Raw genomic sequence first — 20,031 nt, 5'->3', positions numbered from 1 at the left:
TACTTATCTAAAAATCTGCCTTGTTCTCAAACATTTTTCCTGCGCTATTTTTGATCACTGACTGACTTTGATTGGTATCAGTTCAGACTTACGCTTCTTCTGGTCCGTCATTTTTCTCTTCCTCTTCTTCTGGCAGGCGTAAACCCACTTTGGTCACCTGCCAGTCGATCACGTCTGCAACGACCCAGTACAGGCCATTCCATTCAAAGTTATCCCCCAGCACCTGATTTACCCCCAGATGCTGAATCACCAGATCCTTGAGCGTAAACGCCGGATCGATATCGCCCAGATCCAAACCGTACGCCACAGCCACATCGGCCAGCCGGGCGTTTGCATCCAGAAAGAAGTCCCCGAAGAAACGCACCAGTTCGGCTTTTTCCGGCGCTTCACTGAACAACTGACTCAGCGCTTCCAGATCTTTTTCCTGCGCCAGCACACACAGCGTGTCCCCTTCCTCCAGCCGCGTACTACCTGAAGGGTGCATCAGTTGCTCTCCCCGGAACACCGCCGCAATCCGGGTGCCTTGCGGTAAGAACAGGTTGCGTAGTGGCTCACCGATACACCATTTGTCGGCTTTCATCCGATAAACGAACAACTCCCACTCCGAGGTCGGGAAGATCTCAACCCCGGTGCGCGACACCGGCTCCGGCCGGCTCGGGAGCTCGACTTTGGCCAGCGACATGGCTTTGGTCAGCGTTCCGCCCTGAAGGATCAGCGAAACCATGACCACGAAAAATGCCAGGTTAAAATACAGCTGTGCATTTGGCAGACCCGCCATCATCGGGAATACGGCCAATATGATAGGAACCGCACCGCGCAGTCCCACCCAGGAGATAAACCATTTTTCTCGTGCCGTGAAACTGCGAAATGGCAGCAGGCCAATCCAGACCGATATCGGCCGGGCAAACAAAATCATACCAAAGGCCAGTGCCAGACCCGGCAGGGCGATATCCATCAGATTTGATGGTGTAATCAACAGACCCAGTACCAGGAACATGCCGATCTGGCTGAGCCAGGTCATCCCGTCCAGCACGTTCAGAATGGCATGACGACCGCGGGTCGGACGATTCCCCAGCAGCAGGCCTGTGAGATAAATCGACAAAATACCGCTGCCGCCCAGCGCGTTCGACACGGCAAAAATCATTAGGCCGCCGCTGACAGCCAGAATAGAGTACAGACCTTCGGGTAACTGGCTGCGATTAATGATCCGCCACAAGACCCAGCCGCCGGCCAACCCCAGCAAGGTCCCGATGCCAAACTGTTTGACAAAACTCAGCGCAAGAAACCCGGCACCGAAGCTTTCTCCCTGACTGCTCAGCACAGCAATCAGGGTAACGGTTAAAAAGACGGCCATCGGGTCGTTGGTACCGGACTCGATTTCCAGGGTCGAACCGACCCGTTCGTTCAGACTCCGCCCTTTCAGCAAGGAAAAAACGGCTGCCGCATCAGTTGACCCGACAATGGCGCCCACCAAAATGCCCTGTAGCGGCGCAAGATCAAACAGCCACATCGCCATCAGGCCGGTCAGAACGGTTGTAATGGCAACGCCGACCGTCGCCAGTGTGATCGATGGCCAGAACGCAACGCGAAAGCTGGCAACCCGGGTTCTCATCCCGCCGTCCAGCAAAATCACGGCTAGCGCCAGGTTACTGACCAGATAAGCCAGCGAATAATCATCAAATAAAATGCCACCCGGCCCGTCTTCACCGGCCAGCATCCCTACGGCCAGAAACACCAGCAGAATCGGGATCCCCAATCGGGACGACACCGGACTCAGGAGAACACTTAACGCAATCAGGAGTGCACCAACCAAAAAAAAGCTGTTAATTGTAATAGCGTCCACTCATCCTCCATTCATCATCTTTCTTGTTGTTATCTGTGTCCCTCGGTTCAGTGACACGCTTTTATATTTTGCCCTAAAATACAGCGACATTTAGAAAACTATATGTAAACAAATTCCATGCCTTGCCAGTGTAATCCACTGAGAAAGCATTTTTCTGCCAAGGGAAAACCGGAATTCGAGTCACCTTCCCCACCAATCTCAGTGCCTTCTTCGCCTTATACTTTTGGCTAACTTAACACCAATTTAACATTGCATTTTTATTGACAGAAATCACTAACCTCTTCAATCCCAGCCTGTTTTGGTCGTTTTTTGCCCGACTAAAGTTGGACTGTGCCTCAGAAAGAAGCTTGCTATTGTCATCAGGTAACATTTCTTTAACTGAAAATAACAGACCATCGTAAGGAGATGACCATGGCGTTTGAATCCAAGGAGCAAGCGCAAGCCTACTGGAAGGAGAACCTGACCATTATGGGTTCTTTGCTTGCCATCTGGTTCCTCGTGTCATACGGGGCCGGGGTATTGTTTGTAGATTTCCTCAATCAGTTCAATCTGGGCGGTTTTAAGCTCGGTTTCTGGTTTTCACAGCAAGGGTCCATTTATGTCTTTGTGGCACTGATTTTCGTCTATGTCTACAAAATGAATGCGCTGGACCGTAAGTTCAACGTTCACGAGGATTAAGGGAGTCGTCACTCATGGATATTCAAACCTGGACCTTCATACTCGTCGGTCTGTCTTTCGCGCTCTATATCGGGATCGCGATCTGGTCCCGCGCGGGCTCCACCAGTGAATTCTACGTCGCAGGCGGCGGTGTTCACCCGGTCGCGAATGGCATGGCGACTGCAGCAGACTGGATGTCAGCCGCTTCTTTCATTTCAATGGCCGGGATTATTTCCTTTGCCGGTTATGACGGCGGCGTATACCTGATGGGCTGGACAGGCGGTTACGTCCTGCTTGCGCTGTGTCTGGCACCTTACCTGCGTAAATTTGGCAAATTCACCGTCCCGGATTTCATCGGCGATCGTTATTACTCCCGGACTGCCCGCATGGTAGCCGTGTTCTGTGCAATCTTTGTTTCCTTCACTTATGTCGCAGGACAAATGCGGGGCGTCGGCGTGGTGTTTGCCCGTTTCCTTGAAGTTGATATCAACATCGGGATTATCATCGGGATGGCCATCGTGTTCTTCTATGCCGTCATGGGTGGCATGAAAGGGATCACTTACACTCAGGTGGCACAATACTGTGTGCTGATTTTCGCCTTCATGGTTCCTGCCATCTTCACCTCCATCATGGTAACAGGCTCCGTGTTCCCGCAAGTCGGCTTTGGTTCCACTATCAGCGGAACCGATGTGTATCTGATGGATAAACTGGAAGGGCTGAGTACTGAACTGGGCTTCAACTCCTATATTGACGGCTCGAAGAGCATGGTAGATGTCTTCTTCATCACCGCTGCTCTGATGGTGGGTACCGCTGGCCTGCCTCACGTGATCATCCGTTTCTTCACCGTACCTCGCGTCAAAGATGCACGAATCTCTGCCGGCTGGGCACTGCTGTTCATCGCTTTCCTGTACACCACCGCGCCTGCCGTGGCTGCCTTTGCCCGCATCAATATGTTCGAAACCATTAATGGTCCGGATATGCAGGGTGTTGCCGCTGAACAGGCACCGGGCTGGGTCAAGAACTGGGAAAAAACCGGTCTGGTGGCCTGGGAAGACAAAAATGGCGACGGCAAGATGTTCTATTCAGGCGATGAGCGTAATGAAATGAACATCAACCGTGACATCATCGTTCTGGCAAGTCCTGAGCTGGCGAAACTGCCAAACTGGGTTGTCGCCCTGCTGGCTGCAGGTGGTCTGGCGGCGGCACTGTCCACGGCTGCGGGTCTGCTGCTGGTGATTTCAACCTCGGTTTCCCATGACCTGCTCAAGAAAGGATTCAGGCCCAACATGACCGACAAACAGGAACTGAGGGCTGCCCGAATTGGTGCTGCACTGGCGGTGATTGGTGCAGGCTATCTGGGGATCAATCCACCGGGATTTGTGGCACAGGTGGTTGCTTTTGCCTTCGGTCTGGCTGCATCGTCCTTCTTCCCGGCGATTATCATGGGCATCTTCTATAAGAAGATGAACAAAGAAGGCGCGATTGCCGGGATGCTGAGCGGTATCCTGTTTACCGCGGCGTACATCATTTACTTCAAGTTCATCAACCCGGCAGCCAGCACCCCAGACAACTGGTGGTTCGGCATCAGCCCTGAGGGGATTGGTACGCTGGGGATGTGTGTGAACTTCGTGGTGGCTATTGTCGTCAATAAATTCACCGCCGAAGTCCCAGAGGATGTGCAGGAGTTGGTCGAGTCCATCCGCTATCCGAAAGGTGCTGGCGAGGCGCATAGTCACTAAAACCGAGTATCGACAATCACAACACTCAGTCGCAAACTCGGGGGAAACCCCGACCACTGGCGGAGCCGAAAGGCTCCGCTTTTTTATCCGGCCTGATTCTCCTGAACACCCAAGCAACGCCCCGAAAAGACAAGCGGCATCAGTTCAGACTGAACACACACCGGGCAGATCATCTCGCTGCGACCTTGCCCTGCGGACCCCGCGTGAGCGTGGCGGGTTGAGCTCGAATCAAACAGGCTCTAGCTCATTTTTGCCTGGCTATACTGGTTGAGCAAAGAGCGCAGCTTCAGCGGCTTCACCGGCTTGCTGATAAAGGCAAAACCTTTCCGCCGGATGGTCTGCTGGGTTTCTGGCATCCGATCGGCACTGATGACCACGCCGTTGAACACCCGCCCCAGTTTACTTTCACACTGTTCCAGCACATCCAGACCGGTTTCCTGATCGGCCAGATGATAATCACTGAGGATGACATCCGGTACCCACCCCTGCGCGCACTGGGCTAATGCAGCCTCGACCGACTCAGCCAGCCGGACTTCGCAACCCCAGCGACTCAGCAGATGGTCCATACCTATCAGGATCTCTTTTTCATTATCCACACACAGCACCCGTGTGCCGGAAAGCGGCAAAGCGTGTGCAGCCTGAGCTGATTCACTCTCCAGTTTCGGCAGATGAATCGCCTGCCCCCGGCGAACAGACAGCGAAAAGACCGTCCCTTCCCCGAGCCAGGAGCGAAGTGACAACGGATGATCCAGCACCCGGCTGATCCCCCGGGCAATCGCCAGCCCAAGTCCGAGGCCATGATCGCCGCGTCCCCGGTCGATACGGGTGAACTCATCAAAAATATGGGCCTGTTTCTCTTCAGGGATCCCCGGACCGTTATCCCAGACTTCGATCCGCAACTGACTTCCGGCCCGACGAACCCCGAGCAGCACCCGGCCACCGGGGTTGTACCGGAATGCATTGGTCAGGAAATTTTGCAGTGCACGGCGCAGCAGCTTGGGATCAGAATGAACCAGCGCCTGACTGTCGACCACCGCGAAATCGATGCCCTGCTGTTTGGCGAGTGCGCTGAATTCGGCCTTCAGATTGTTGAACACGTCACTGACCGGGAATACATGCACATTCACCTGCAGCTTTCCGGCCTCCAACCGTGACACATCCAGCAAATCGCCGATCAGATCTTCCGCAGCACCCAGCGCGCTTTCAATATGATGGGCGAGTTTGGTACTTTCCGCATCTTTTGCCACTTCCGTCAGTGACGATGAAAACAGCCGGGCGGCATTGAGCGGTTGCATCAAATCATGGCTGACGGCCGCCAGAAAACGGCTTTTCGACTGTGTCTGCTGTTCGGCATGCTGCGTGGCAGCCACCAGCTGACGGTTCAACTGTTGCAGCTCTTCTGTGCGCTGCAACACCCGGGCTTCCAGATTTTCGTTGGCTTCTTTCAGCGCCTCTTCCGCCTGACGGAACGCGGTGATGTCGGTAAAGCTCATCACAAAGCCCCCACCCGGCATGGGATTTCCCTGAACTTCAATCACCCGGCCATCCGGACGGATGCGGGAGGAGGTATGCGCGGTGCCATGTTGTAAATGCTTCACCCGCTTGGCGACATGGACCTCTGGATCGCCCGGTCCGCACAACCCTTGCCGGGCATTGTGCCGGATCACATCTGCGATGGGCCGCCCGACCTGAATCAGGCCCGGCGGAAAAGAAAAGAGTTCCAGATAGCGCTGATTCCAGGCCACCAGCCGCAGTTGCTTATCGACCACAGCAATTCCCTGACTGATGTGTTCAATCGCCCCCTGCAGCAAACCACGGCTGAAATCAAACAGCTCTGAAGCCTCATCAACAATGGTCGCCACTTCTTCCAGCTGCATGTTCCGTCCCTGTAACGCCGACGTCAGGACCAGACGTGCAGATGAAGCGCCGAACACCCCGGCCAGAACACGCTCGGTATGCCGGATCAGGCTGGCAGGTGCCTGCTGCTGAGGCATGAAATTGTACTGATGCTGTTGCGCGAAATGGCTGAACGCCTGGCGCATCCGCTTGCGCCCGACAAAACGTGCCGCCAGCAACTCCAGTTCAGAAACAGTGACCCGTGCCTGATACAAGCGCGCATCATCAGCTTCGGGCATTGGCGCGCCCACAAAAGTCGCGGCCTGTAACCGCTCTGTCAGGGATGAGCGGGTCACGATGGAGATCACCACGTACAGCACAACGTTGATCGTCATACTCAGTAGCATCCCCCAATCCACAATGGTCAGTTCGTTGAGCACTGGCAATGACGGGGGGGTCAGCAGCCAGAGCAGCAGGTTGGTCTCCGCCGTGCCCCCCAGCATGCCCGTCTGGCTCATCAAGGTGATGACCCACAGCGCTGTGCCGCCCAGCATCCCGGCGTACACCCCGTTGCGGTTCCCTTCCCGCCAGTAAATCCCTCCGAGCAGCGCTGGCGCAAACTGAGCAATTGCCGCAAACGACAGCAGACCAATCGCAGACAGGGATTCAATCTCGTCCAGCACTTCGTGAAAGCCCCAGGCAGCCAGTAACAGCAGCAGGATCAGCGCACGGCGGATATTCAGCAGTAACCCTGAAAATGCAGCATGATTGCGGCCAGACACCCGCAGCCGCCGCAGCAGCAGCGGCAGCACCAGATCGTTGGACGCCATAATCGCCAGCGCGATGGTCGACACAATCACCATGCCGCTGGCCGCAGAGGTTCCGCCCAGAAACGCCAGCAAAGCAATGGTGTCGGCCCCCTGCATCAGCGGTAGGTTAATCACGTAAGTATCGGCAGATACGCCCGGTAACAGTACATTGCCCGCCAAAGCTAAGGGGATCACGAATACCCCCATCAGCAGCAGATAAATCGGGAAGACCCGGCGCGCGAGGTGCAAATCCGGCGCATGGGTATTTTCAACCACTGTGGTATGGAACTGACGGGGCAGGCAGATGATCGCCGTCATCGTCAGCAGGGTATGGATCAGGAAGCTGCCCGGATTCATCGAAGTCGAAGGCAGCACGGCGGCTTCAATCTGACTCAGTTCCAGCGCCGGGACTTCCCACCACAGCACCATGACAAAGAGCCCGACCAGTAAAAACGCCCCTAACTTCACCAGAGACTCAAAAGCGACCGCCATCATCATACCGCGGTGATGTTCTGTAGTATCCAGATGCCGGGTACCGAACAGCACAGTAAAAGCGGCCAGCGCCAGTGTGACCAGCCAGGCGACATCCCCATCGTTCAGCCCGCTGTTCTGAGCAAGCTGGGGTGCGACCTGCGCCAGCCCCATGGTGATCCCCCGCAGTTGCAGGGCGATATAAGGCAGGATCCCCGCCACGGCGATCAGTGTGACCAGCACGGCCAGCCCCTGAGATTTGCCGTACCGGGCTGCAATGAAGTCGGCAATGGAGGTAATGTGCTCGCGCTTGGCGATCAGAATCAGCCGGGCAAATATCCGCCAGCCAAAGGTAAAGACCAGGATCGGTGCCAGATAAATGGGCAGGAAGGACCAGAGATCACGACTGGCCTGCCCGACCGTGCCGTAAAACGTCCATGAGGTGCAGTACACCGCAATCGACAGGCTGTAAATCCAGGGACGCCAGCGCGCCATCCAGTGACTGTGTTTGTCGCCGTACCAGGCAATCAAAAACAATAAACCCAGATATGCCAGTGAGACCGGCACTACTATCCATCCCTGCTCCATCGGATCTCCCTGAATATCATCCTTGTGGCGGCCTTCGGCCCGCACTGCAGTGTAACGCAGTTCAGTGCGGACATCCGCCCGGCGGGTCACATCCCATGACCCGCCAGTTGTTTGAGATTAAAGCACTTCCTGAGCACCCGCCGGGTGAGCCGCCGGTGCTTCATCAATTTTCATCACCAGCACGGGCAGGCCCATCAACGCCATCAGCCAGAACACATCGGCGCCCCACCAGCCGTAGCCCCAGCCACTCAGCGTGGTCAGCGCGGCCATCACAGCCCCCAGCGGCAAGGCATTATAGAGCGCCTGCAGTGCAACCATCTGATGGCTCTGGGCATGCTGAATATAGCGAATCGCAGCCAGATGCGCCGCGGCAAAAGTCACCCCATGCAGCGCCTGAGTCAGCACCAACATCGGCAGCTCTGTCATCGTCGCCGTCAGTCCCCAGCGCAGCAGGACACCTGCCGCCGCCAGACGGAACATGCCCGCCACACTCCAGCCCGCGAACAAGCGTTTACTCAGCGCAAAAACGGCAATTTCGGCCACCACACTGAAGCTCCACAAATAGCCGCTGATCGCCTCGCTGTAACCAATTGACTTCCAGTACATGGCACTAAAACTGTAATACGCCGCATGACTGCCTTGCAGCAAGGCCACAATCAGCAGGAAACGCATCACCCGGCGGTCTTTCAGAAATCCCATCAGCGGCGGGCGTGCCGGACGGCCAGCCGCATCTTCGGCTGGCATCACAGCGGGTTGTCGCAGGGAAAGCAACAAGGCGGCTGCCAGTCCGAGCATCGCCACCCAAGGGATCACCGACGCTCCCAGTTCGGCGGCTGCCAGCCCCGCAATCGTTGAGCCCACGATAAAGGCAATCGACCCCCAGAGCCGGGTTCGACCATAGTCTAAATGGCCTTGTTTGGCATAGTAATTCGCCAGACTGTCTGAGAGTGGGATCACCGGCCCCACCAGGAGATTGAAGAGCACGATCACCGCCGTCAGCGCAATCAGACTATCGCTGACCATCACAAAAGCAGCACAGCAGATCAAACTGCTCAGCGCCAGCCAGCGCAATGCTGGCAGCAAGTGCTCCACCCGATGGATGCGCGGAGTCAGGACCATATTGGCAAAACAGCGTACCCCGAGTCCGAGTCCCAGCAGCAGGCCGATATCCCCGGCAGGGATGCCTTGCGCATCCAGCCACACGGCCCAAAACGGTAAGTACACACCATAGTTAAAGTAAAAACCGAACATATACTGCGCTGTCCAGCCAAACGGGCTACTTCTGAACATCCCGAACATCCTGCTGCTGTAGAAAAGAGCGCAAATTATGCCAGCAGAGCACATAACCTCAAAGCCGGATTGTCATGAAATACTGCGGGAAGCCGTTGACGCTCCGCTACACAACGAGCCCCCATAGACTAAAGTCGGCTGGAGCAAATCCAGGCGCTGAGCGACACTGCTAACAGAAGCGGGGCATCCCGCAGACTGCCCGTGCAGCGGCGAAACGAAGCGAGAGCGTCATGTCGGAAACCTTCAACACTTCACTGATCCCCTTTGACCGTCTGGATGCCCAACAGCAATCCCGTCTGGTGAAGGCATTGGATGTGGCTTATTTCAGAGCCGGAGATGTGATTATCCGGGCCGGGGATCTCTGCCAGTCGCTGCACATCATTATGAAAGGCAGTGTTGAAGAGACTTCGGCAGACCGGCAGGAACATTTTGCCCATTACACGACAGACGATCTGTTCGACGTCCGCGCCCAACTCAGCGGCCACAGTCGTCATCAGTATCGCGCCATCGAAGATACCCTGTGCTATCTGCTGCCCCAATCCCTGTTTTCTGAGCTGTACCACCAGAATCCAGAGTTTGCCGCCTATTTCGACAGTAATCTGGCGATTCGCCAGCAACTGCTGGATCAGGCACAGCGTCAGCAGAATCTGGCCGAATTTATCCTGACCCGCATCCGGACTGACAACATCCAGCCCTGTCTGGTGCTGGAGCCCGAAACCGATTTGCACACTGCCACAACCCAGATGCGTCTGGAAAGCTGCGACGCTGCTTTTATTCAGATGCAAGACGCCAACAAAACATCGTTTGGCATCGTGACCCGCACCGATCTGCTTCATGCCGTGATGCTGGCGGGGAAAGCCACCAGCACGCCCATCAGCCAGATCGCCACCACACCGGTCATCAGCATTGCGCTGGACGACTATCTGTTCAATGCCATGATTGCGATGACCCGGCACCGGGTCAAACGGGTGCTGATCACCCATCAGGGCAACATTGCCGGCATGCTGGACATGACGCAGGTGCTGAGCCTCTTTTCAACGCACTCGCACGTGCTCACTCTGCGCATTGCCCGGGCCACCCGCATTGAGGAACTGGCGGTGGCTGCCGAAAGCCAGTCGTCTCTGGTACAAACTTTATTCAACAACGGCATTCACACCCGCTTTGTCATGGAACTGATTGCCAGCGTGAATGAACAAATCATCGAGAAAGCGTTTCAGTTGATTGTGCCTGAAATCTGGCAGGATCAATGCTGTCTGCTGGTGCTGGGTTCCGAAGGCCGGGGCGAGCAAATTCTGAAAACCGATCAGGACAACGCCCTGATTCTGGCCGATGGTATCGAATGGCCCGAGCAGCTAGAGGTGATGGAACAGCTCAGCCACACCCTGTGTCAGTTGGGCTACCCGCCCTGTCCCGGAAAAGTCATGGTGAACAACCCGGACTGGGTTCACAGCGTCTCCGGCTGGCAAAAACGCATCCGGACCTGCTGTGAACAGGGTGACGAGCAGGCCATGATGACCCTGGCTATTTTGTCGGATGCCCAAGCCGTGGCGGGACAGACGCACCTGCTGCGACCGGTTCGGGACACCTTGCAGCAGCACCTGGCCGGTCAGGAACTCCTCCTGGCAACCTTCGCCCGTCCGGCGATCCAGTTCAGCGTCCCGCTGACCCTGTTTGGCAACATCAAGCGCAGTAAACAGGGTCCGGACATCAAACGCGGCGGCATTTTTCCCATTGTGCATGGCGTGCGGACGCTGGCACTCGAATATGGCATCGAAGACACCAATACGTTTCGCCGCCTGACGGCACTGGAACAACGCAACGTACTGGAACCGGCAACGGCCTCGAATCTCAGCGAAGCGCTGAAGCTGTTTATTCGCCTCCGGCTGCGGCAGCAACTCGGTCAGCCTGAAGCTGTGGCCGGGCTGCAACACCTGTTGGATCTGTCTGTCTTAAGCCGGGCAGAGCGGGATGTGCTGCGCCACAGCCTGCACGTCGTCAAAAAATTCAAGGAATGGCTCAGCTACCACTACCAGCTGAGAGACTAATCGCCGGAGGCCCCCGAATCATCATGAATATTTTTCGTCGCTGGTGGTATCAGTACAAGTTTCGCCATCATTCTGTGAAAAAACTCTTTGAACCCTACCGGGGAGAAGAGCTGGTGTCGCTCGACTGTGAAACCACCAGCCTGGATCCATCAAGTGCCGAACTGGTGACCATTGCAGCCACGCGGATTCAGGCCAACCGGATTCTGACCAGTGAATCGCTGTACCTGACCCTGAGCCCGCCAGACAGCCTGGATGCCGGATCGGTGACGATTCACAAAATGCGGCATCAGGATCTCCGGCATGGGCTGGATGCCCGTGAAGCCCTGACCCAACTGCTGGATTTTATCGGTAACCGACCTTTGGTGGGCTATCACATCCGCTATGACAAAACGATTCTGGACCGGTACTTCCGGCAGATGTTCGGCTTTGCGCTGCCCAATAAACTGATTGAGGTCAGCCATCTGTACCATGCGCAGCTCGAACGCCAGTTACCCAATACCTGCTACGATCTCAGTCTGGAGGCGATCAGCCGCCATCTGGATTTACCCCCCACTGAACGCCATGATGCGCTGCAGGACAGCATTACTGCCGCACTGATTTACGTCCGGCTGAAACACGGCGATTTACCGGCCCTGATCTCCCCGGGATGATCCGGGGTCCAGTGTCAGTTATGGCACCTGCCGCAACATTACGGCTCACTCCTCCAACCAGCACATGATGGCGTGATGTAACTCAATGTAAGCCATCAGAAAAAACGAAGACTGCGCACACTCATCCTAAAGTCTAATTGAGGAAGTGATGAATCTGGCACAAGTTAGTGGCAGAAGTATTGATTGATCCGGTCCGCACAGGACGATGACGGAAACACAAGGAGAGTACAATGAGTGAGGTTCACGTTTACCCTGTCAACCCGCAGATTGCTGCGCGGGCTCATATCACGGAAGAGCAATACCGCGACATGTATCAGCAGTCTGTCACCGACCCCGAAGCCTTCTGGCGCGAGCACGGCAACATTGTTGACTGGATGACGCCGTACAACACCATCAAACAGACCTCTTTCGATACCGGCCATGTCAGCATCAAATGGTTTGAAGACGGCACCCTGAACGTGTCGGCAAACTGTCTGGACCGCCATCTGGCAACGCGTGGTAGCCAGCCTGCCATTATCTGGGAAGGCGATGATCCCCGCGACGATGCCACGCTGACGTACAATGAACTTCACCTGCAGGTGTGCCAGTTCGCCAACGCACTGAAAGCCCAGGGCGTGAAGAAAGGCGATGTGGTCTGCCTGTACATGCCGATGGTTGCTGAAGCCGCCGTGGCCATGCTGGCCTGTACCCGCATTGGTGCAGTCCATACCATCGTCTTCGGGGGCTTCTCTCCGGAAGCACTGGCAGGCCGGATCACGGATTCAAAAGCCAAAGTCGTGGTGACTGCCGATGAAGGCGTTCGCGGCGGCCGCAACGTTCCCCTGAAAAAGAATGTCGACGACGCGCTGAAAAATCCGGATGTCGACTGTGTTGAGAAAGTCATTGTCTTCAAACGCACCGGTAACTCGGTCGAATGGGACAACAACCGTGATGTGTGGTGGCATGACGCCAAAGCAGCAGTGCCTGCACACTGCGACCCGGAACCGATGAATGCGGAAGATCCGCTGTTTATCCTGTATACCTCGGGCTCCACCGGGAAGCCAAAAGGTGTACTGCACACCACGGGCGGCTATCTGGTTTACGCAACCATGACGTTCAAATATGTCTTCGATTATCAGGAAGGTGAAGTCTATTGGTGTACCGCCGATGTGGGCTGGATCACCGGCCACAGCTATCTGGTTTACGGTCCGCTGGCAAACGGCGCCACCACGCTGCTGTTTGAAGGTGTGCCGAATTACCCGTCCACCGCCCGCATGAGCGAAGTGGTCGACAAACATCAGGTCAATATTCTGTATACAGCACCAACCGCCATTCGCGCCCTGATGGCCAAAGGGGATGAAGCCATTCAAGGCACTCAGCGCACGTCACTGCGGATTATGGGCTCTGTAGGTGAACCCATTAACCCGGAAGCCTGGGAATGGTATCACCGCACCATTGGCGACAGCCGTTGCCCGATCGTCGATACCTGGTGGCAAACCGAAACCGGTGGCATTCTGATCACGCCGCTGCCGGGTGCAACCGCCCTGAAACCCGGCTCAGCCACCCGTCCGTTCTTCGGCGTACAACCAGCGCTGGTGGATAACATGGGCAATATTCTTGAAGGCGCAACAGAAGGCAATCTGGTGATGCTGGACAGTTGGCCGGGGCAAATGCGGACACTGTGGGGCGACCACGAGCGCTTCGAGCAGACTTACTTCTCGACCTTTAAAGGCATGTATTTCACCGGTGACGGCGCCCGTCGCGATGAAGACGGCTATTACTGGATCACCGGCCGTGTGGATGACGTGCTGAACATTTCCGGTCACCGGATGGGCACGGCAGAAATCGAATCGGCGCTGGTCGCCTTCGACAAAATTGCAGAAGCCGCAATTGTGGGTGTCCCGCACGACATCAAAGGGCAAGCCATTTACGCATACATCACCCTCAATGATGGCGTGGTCCCAACCGCGGAACTGCACAAAGAGGTCAAAGACTGGGTACGTAAAGAAATCGGTCCGATTGCAACGCCGGATTTCCTGCACTGGACTGATGCGCTGCCAAAAACCCGTTCAGGCAAGATCATGCGCCGGATTCTGCGCAAGATCGCAACCGGTGATACCGGCTCGCTGGGTGATACGTCCACGCTGGCCGATCCAAGTGTGGTGGATAAACTCATCGCCGAGAAAGAAAAAGTGGTCTGACAGACCCAAAATGACTGCAATCTTCAAGCCGCCACCTGGCGGCTTTTTTCTTTTGACTGCTCGACAACAAGATGGGCAGTCAGTCACCCATTTCAGAAAACCCGCCGCGGGGAACTTCCCAACCCTTCTCATTGTCTGAAACAACTGCATGGAAACTTGGCGGAACCTGCTGCATCCTGCCGGTATTTTCTGTAAAACCGATTAAGATTCAACAGGATTAGCCGCTTATCTTCTAAGTGGTTGCTCATTGGCCGCTATCTGCCTGAACCAGCGGTGAAAATCAGCCCAAGATGCAGTAATACCAACCGTTCGCGTACAAGTGTAAGGTCAAAAATGTGCTGATTAGACCAGTATTTTGCTGCGAATTGCGCTGAATTCTCTATAATTGAGCAACAATCAGGTTTTAAGCCGTGCAGGCTTGCATGAAAGGAAGCAAAGTCACAGTTTTTTAGTGCTTTGATACTTGATTCGGTAAGAAAAGACCAAGAACGGGTATAGATAACTGAATATGTCGACACAATACCGCATTTTATTGCTGAACGGACCCAATCTGAATCTGCTGGGACTGCGAGAGCCCGGCCACTATGGCCAGCATACGCTGGATCAGATTGTCGCAAACCTGACCGCCAAAGCCGCAAAACTGGGCGTGACACTGGACCATCTGCAGTCAAATGCAGAACACGAACTGATCGAGGCCATTCACCAGGCACATGGCAAGGTGGATTTTATCCTCATCAACCCGGCGGCCTACACCCACACCAGCGTTGCCATTCGCGACGCGCTGCTGGGCGTGGCGATACCGTTTATTGAAATACATTTGTCTAACGTACATGCCCGTGAACCATTCCGGCATCACTCCTACCTGTCTGACAAGGCCGTAGGCGTGATTTGCGGCTTGGGTCCGGATGGTTATGAATTCGCCCTGGAGGCAGCAGTGCGCCGCCTTCAGAATGCTCAATGAACAAATAGAAGAGTATAGATACATGGATATTCGCAAGATCAAGAAACTTATCGAACTGGTAGAAGAGTCTGGCATTTCTGAGCTGGAAATCTCTGAAGGTGAAGAATCCGTACGCATCAGCCGTACCACTGCTGCAGCCCCTGCGCCAGCACAGGTTTACGCCGCGGCCCCTGCCCCTGTTGCAGCGCCTGCTCCTGCGGCGGCGCCTGCACCAGCTGCAGAAGCAGCGCCTGCAGTCGCTGAGCCTGCGGGTCACAAAGTGCTGTCACCTATGGTCGGTACTTTCTACCGTTCGCCAAGCCCGGAAGCGAAACCATTTGTTGAAGTTGGTCAGAGCGTGAAAGTCGGCGATACCCTGTGCATCGTTGAAGCCATGAAAATGATGAACCAGATCGAAGCCGATAAAGCCGGTACTGTTGTTGCTGTTCTGGCTGAAAATGGTGATCCGATTGAGTTCGATCAACCTCTCGTTATCATCGAGTAACAGAGGCGCTTATGTTAGATAAAGTAGTCATAGCAAACCGCGGCGAAATCGCTCTGCGTATCCTGCGTGCCTGTAAAGAGCTGGGGATCAAAACGGTCGCTGTGCACTCCACAGCGGATCGCGATCTGAAACACGTTCTGCTGGCTGACGAGTCTATCTGTATCGGTCCGGCAAAAGGCACCGACAGTTACCTGAACATTCCGCGCATCATCAGTGCGGCTGAAGTGACTGGCGCAATTGCCATTCACCCAGGTTACGGCTTCCTGTCTGAGAATGCAGACTTTGCTGAGCAGGTTGAGCGCTCCGGCTTCATCTTCGTGGGTCCGAAAGCGGAAACCATTCGCCTGATGGGTGACAAAGTTTCTGCAATCAACGCCATGAAGAAAGCAGGCGTGCCTTGTGTTCCAGGTTCCGACGGCCCGCTGGGCAACGATGAAGCGAAGAACAAAGCAATCGCGAAACGCATCGGTTATCCGGTGATCATCAAAGCATCCGGTGGCGGCGGCGGCCGTGGTATGCGTGTGGTTCGCAAAGAAGCGGATCTGATCCAGTCCATCGCCATGACCCGCGCGGAATCCAAAGCGGCTTTCAGCAACGACATGGTGTACATGGAGAAATTCCTGGAAAACCCACGCCATATCGAAGTTCAGGTTCTGGCTGACGGCCAGGGCGGCGCCATCCATCTGGGTGAACGTGACTGTTCAATGCAGCGTCGTCACCAGAAAGTGGTTGAAGAAGCACCGGCACCGGGCATCACCGAAGAAATGCGGAAGTACATCGGTGAGCGTTGTACCCGTGCATGTGTTGAAATCGGCTACCGCGGTGCAGGTACATTCGAGTTCCTGTACGAAAACGGTGAGTTCTACTTCATTGAGATGAACACCCGGATTCAGGTAGAACACCCTGTGACTGAAATGGTGACCGGCGTTGACCTGATCAAAGAGCAGCTGCGGATTGCAGCCGGTCAGCCACTGTCTTTCAGCCAGAGCGACATTCACCTGCGTGGCCATGCCATCGAGTGTCGTATCAACGCTGAAGATCCAGTGCGCTTCCTGCCATCTCCGGGCAAGATCGAACGTTTTCACGCGCCAGGTGGCATGGGTATCCGTTGGGAATCCCATATCTACACGGGCTACACGGTTCCGCCGCACTACGATTCAATGATCGGTAAGCTGATCGCTTTTGGTGAAAACCGTGACGTGGCCATTTCGCGGATGCGCAATGCCCTGAACGAGATGATCATCGACGGCATCAAGACCAACGTTCCGCTGCAGAAAGACATCATGGCAGACGAGAACTTCCAGCACGGTGGCGCAAACATCCACTATCTGGAGAAGAAACTGGGCCTGCAATAATTGCAATCCCGCTTTCAGCACTGAATCAAGGCTGCCGCTCGGCAGCCTTTTTATTTCTTCCGGTCCTTTCATCTGCATCTGGTGCAAACGAATATCATTTGTCACAATACCCTTCTTTTTCTTCGTTTTAGAACGATTTCGGCACCATTTCGACGTCGTTCTGTGTGATACACCGACTGAGCGGAATTTCAGTATGAAAACCCTTTCCACCCGATACCGTCAGGCGCACAAAGAAGCCAGATGGGCACTGGGACTGGCTGTCGCCTATTTTCTGTGGTGGTACTGCACTGCCTATTACGTTGCCCCTGAACCTGCTCAGGACATCCTGCCAGAGCTGTACTGGGGCCTGCCGCTGTGGTTTGTGCTCGCCTGCATTGTCGGACCGGCTCTCTTTACATTGCTGTGCGCACTCATGGTGAAATTCATTTATCAGGACATGCCGCTGTCTGCGGATACGGAGGATGACCATGCATAGTCAACTGCTGCTCCCCCTCGTCCTGTATCTCGCTGCCGTTTTTGCGCTGGCACTGTTCACTCGTCGCCGGACACAGCAAGACAGTGGTTTTTTAAGCGAGTACCTGCTGGGCAGCCGCAGTATGGGCGGCTTCGTGCTGGCCATGACACTGGCGGCCACCTATGCCAGCGCCAGTTCTTTCATTGGTGGTCCGGGGGCTGCCTATCAAATGGGCCTGGGCTGGGTGTTACTGGCAATGATTCAGTTGCCTGCCGCCTGGCTGACGCTCGGGGTGCTGGGGAAAAAGTTTGCGATCGAAGCCCGCAAGCACAACGCCCTGACACTGAATGACATGCTGTATGCCCGCTATCAGCACCGGGGTGTGGTGATCTTCGCCTCGCTGGCTTTGCTGCTGGCATTTTTTGGCACCATGGTGGTGCAGTTTGTCGGCGGAGCCCGCTTGCTGCAAACCGTCACCGGACTGTCTTATGCGCAAGGACTGATGATCTTTGCTGTCACAGTGGGCCTTTACACCACCATTGGCGGGTTCCGGGCTGTGGTCATGACCGACACCCTGCAGGGCATCATGATGATCATCGGCACCCTGGCATTACTGGCCGGTATTATTCACGCTGGCGGTAGCATCGGCGGGCTGGTGACCACGCTGCATCAGATCGATCCGGCACTGGTAACACCTTACGGGCCGGACAACTTTTTATCGCAACCCTTTATGCTCAGTTTCTGGATCCTGGTGTGTTTCGGCGTGATAGGTCTGCCCCATGCCGCGGTGCGTTGTATGTCGTACAAAGACAGCCGATCCCTGCATCGGGGTATGGTGATCAGCACTGTCATGGTGGCCTTTCTGATGCTGGGTATGCATCTGGCCGGCGCACTGGGCCGGGCGATTGTTCCGGATATTGCCACCCCGGATCAGATCATGCCGACCCTGATGATGACCGTTCTGCCGCCAGTGGTGGCCGGGATTTTCCTTGCCGGTCCGATGGCGGCCATCATGTCGACCATTGATTCCCAGCTGATTCAGGCCTCTGCCACTTTGCTGAAAGATCTCTACCTGAATTACCTCAGTCCCAAGGCAGCCGAAGCCCCAGAAATCGAAAGCCGCTTACCCAAACTGTCGTTGTGGGTGACCGGAATCTTTTCAGTTCTGGTGTTCATCGCCGCAACCAACCCGCCCGACATGATCATCTGGCTGAACCTGCTGGCCTTTGGTGGGATGCAGGCAGTTTTCCTGTGGCCGCTGGTGCTGGGTCTCTACTGGCAAAAAGCCTCTGCTGGCGGGGCATTTGCATCGATGCTAAGCGGGCTGGGATGCTACATGACGCTGCTGTTGCTCAAACCGGACCTGGCGGGTGTTCATGCCATCGTGCCGACTCTGCTGGTCGGGCTGATCAGTTTCATTGCCGGCAGCTATCTGTGGCCCAAACAGGCCCCAGCAGAGCAAAACCAGACAGAAATCACGACACACTGATCCAATAGCACCTTCGGGTGCTATTTTTGATGCTGACGTCAGGATCTCCTGCTGTACGCGACAGGAAGCAGATGCGAGCTGACTACTTTTCGTGCTAAACTCCGCGGCCTTATGTCAAAGTCCCTTTGAAAGCGAATTTAATCATGCCTTGGATTCAACTGAAACTGAATGCCACTGCCGCCAATGCAGAAGCCATTGGCGACTTGCTGATGGATGAAACCGGCGCGCTGTCGGTCACCTTTCTCGATGCACAGGACACCCCTGTTTTTGAACCACTGCCGGGCGAAACCCGCCTGTGGGGCGATACCGATGTGGTGGGCCTGTACGATGCAGAAAGCGACATGGACATGGTCCTCAGCCTGCTGAAATCCAGTCCGCTGCTGGCAGACGATTTCGCTTACAAGGTTGAGCAACTGGAAGACAAAGACTGGGAACGCGAGTGGATGGATAACTTCCACCCGATGAAGTTCGGTCGCCGCCTGTGGATTTGTCCGAGCTGGCGTGAAGCCCCAGAGCCGGGTGCAGTCAACGTACTGCTGGATCCGGGTCTGGCCTTCGGAACGGGCACCCACCCGACCACTTCGCTGTGTCTGGAGTGGCTGGACGGTCAGGATCTGACTGGCAAAACCGTGATTGATTTCGGCTGTGGCTCCGGCATCCTGGCGATCGCAGCCCTGAAACTGGGCGCAGCCAAAGTGATCGGGATCGATATCGACCCACAAGCCATTCTGGCTTCGCGCGATAACGCTGAACGCAATGGCGTGGCCGATCATCTGGAACTCTACCTGCCTCAGGATCAACCTGAAAACCTGCAGGCTGACGTGGTGGTTGCCAACATTTTGGCAGGTCCGCTGCGGGAGCTATCGCCAGTGATCAAAAGTCTGGTGAAAGACGAAGGTCTGCTTGCCATTTCCGGTGTTCTGGAATCTCAGGCTGAAGATGTGGCCAGTCATTACCGTGATGAACTGCGTTTAGATCCCATCGCAGCCCGCGAGGAATGGTGCCGGATTTCAGGCCAAAAAGCCTGATCGGACAAATTTGTCCATTGACCAATTTCTGAGCAATTAACTGAATTCCATGGTCTTTTCCCCGGCAATTCAGGGATGCTCAAATATTGGCCTTTTCAGCACCACAAAAAATGCGTAAAATGCGCGCCCTTACTGGCATAGTCAGGAACAGA

Annotated in this window: 14 protein-coding genes; 11 read left to right on the top strand and 3 right to left on the bottom strand. The window is 55.4% G+C overall.

All coding sequences use genetic code 11. The features are described from left to right. Window positions 1-88: 88 nt before the first annotated feature. Entirely contained in the window at window positions 89-1,843 is a 1,755-nt protein-coding gene (locus tag Q4579_RS16725) for a potassium/proton antiporter (protein ID WP_303565751.1), read from the bottom strand. A gap of 411 nt (window positions 1,844-2,254) precedes the next feature. On the opposite strand from Q4579_RS16725, the gene Q4579_RS16720 reads away from it, so the two are divergent. Further along, entirely contained in the window at window positions 2,255-2,521 is a 267-nt protein-coding gene (locus tag Q4579_RS16720) for a DUF4212 domain-containing protein (RefSeq protein ID WP_211646870.1), read from the top strand. 14 nt (window positions 2,522-2,535) lie between these two features. Then, window positions 2,536-4,239 carry a sodium:solute symporter family protein gene (locus Q4579_RS16715; protein WP_303565750.1) on the top strand — a complete coding sequence of 568 codons (1,704 nt, stop codon included), beginning with the start codon at window positions 2,536-2,538 and terminating at the stop codon, window positions 4,237-4,239. Window positions 4,240-4,478: 239 nt separating this feature from the next. On the opposite strand, the gene Q4579_RS16710 is transcribed toward Q4579_RS16715, so the two are convergent. Further along, entirely contained in the window at window positions 4,479-7,943 is a 3,465-nt protein-coding gene (locus Q4579_RS16710) for a hybrid sensor histidine kinase/response regulator (protein WP_303565798.1), read from the bottom strand. A 117-nt stretch (window positions 7,944-8,060) separates the two neighbouring features. Continuing rightward, window positions 8,061-9,233, bottom strand: a complete 1,173-nt coding sequence (locus Q4579_RS16705) for a 3-phenylpropionate MFS transporter (protein ID WP_303565749.1) — start codon at window positions 9,231-9,233, stop codon at window positions 8,061-8,063. 230 nt (window positions 9,234-9,463) lie between these two features. Between Q4579_RS16705 and Q4579_RS16700 the strand changes: the two genes are divergently transcribed. The 9 genes from Q4579_RS16700 (at window position 9,464) to prmA (ending at window position 19,879) form a co-directional block, all read left to right on the top strand. Next, window positions 9,464-11,278: a DUF294 nucleotidyltransferase-like domain-containing protein gene (locus Q4579_RS16700; RefSeq protein ID WP_303565748.1), complete on the top strand. Its 1,815-nt coding sequence runs from the start codon at window positions 9,464-9,466 to the stop codon at window positions 11,276-11,278. A gap of 23 nt (window positions 11,279-11,301) precedes the next feature. Next, entirely contained in the window at window positions 11,302-11,928 is a 627-nt protein-coding gene (locus Q4579_RS16695; RefSeq protein ID WP_303565745.1) for a 3'-5' exonuclease, read from the top strand. Window positions 11,929-12,158: 230 nt separating this feature from the next. Beyond that, window positions 12,159-14,108 (top strand): acetate--CoA ligase, encoded by a 1,950-nt coding sequence (gene acs / locus Q4579_RS16690; RefSeq protein WP_303565743.1) that lies wholly within the window; start codon window positions 12,159-12,161, stop codon window positions 14,106-14,108. A gap of 508 nt (window positions 14,109-14,616) precedes the next feature. Next, window positions 14,617-15,069: a type II 3-dehydroquinate dehydratase gene (aroQ, locus tag Q4579_RS16685; protein ID WP_303565741.1), complete on the top strand. Its 453-nt coding sequence runs from the start codon at window positions 14,617-14,619 to the stop codon at window positions 15,067-15,069. A gap of 22 nt (window positions 15,070-15,091) precedes the next feature. Further along, complete coding sequence (accB, locus tag Q4579_RS16680; RefSeq protein ID WP_211646862.1) at window positions 15,092-15,553, top strand: acetyl-CoA carboxylase biotin carboxyl carrier protein; 462 nt, start codon at window positions 15,092-15,094, stop codon at window positions 15,551-15,553. An 11-nt stretch (window positions 15,554-15,564) separates the two neighbouring features. Then, a complete protein-coding gene (gene accC, locus Q4579_RS16675) occupies window positions 15,565-16,908 on the top strand; it encodes an acetyl-CoA carboxylase biotin carboxylase subunit (protein WP_303565739.1) in 1,344 nt (447 codons plus the stop codon). A gap of 193 nt (window positions 16,909-17,101) precedes the next feature. Beyond that, a complete protein-coding gene (locus Q4579_RS16670) occupies window positions 17,102-17,383 on the top strand; it encodes a YhdT family protein (RefSeq protein WP_303565738.1) in 282 nt (93 codons plus the stop codon). Continuing rightward, complete coding sequence (gene panF, locus Q4579_RS16665) at window positions 17,376-18,851, top strand: sodium/pantothenate symporter (RefSeq protein WP_303565737.1); 1,476 nt, start codon at window positions 17,376-17,378, stop codon at window positions 18,849-18,851. Before Q4579_RS16670 ends, panF begins: the two co-directional genes overlap by 8 nt. Window positions 18,852-18,994: 143 nt before the next feature. Next, window positions 18,995-19,879, top strand: a complete 885-nt coding sequence (prmA, locus tag Q4579_RS16660; protein WP_303565736.1) for a 50S ribosomal protein L11 methyltransferase — start codon at window positions 18,995-18,997, stop codon at window positions 19,877-19,879. Window positions 19,880-20,031 lie beyond the last annotated feature (152 nt).

Source organism: Photobacterium sp. 1_MG-2023 (assembly GCF_030547945.1).
Classification (GTDB): Bacteria; Pseudomonadota; Gammaproteobacteria; order Enterobacterales; family Vibrionaceae; genus Photobacterium.
Note: the sequence above shows the minus strand (reverse complement) of the source record. Positions and strands in the feature narration are given on the sequence as shown.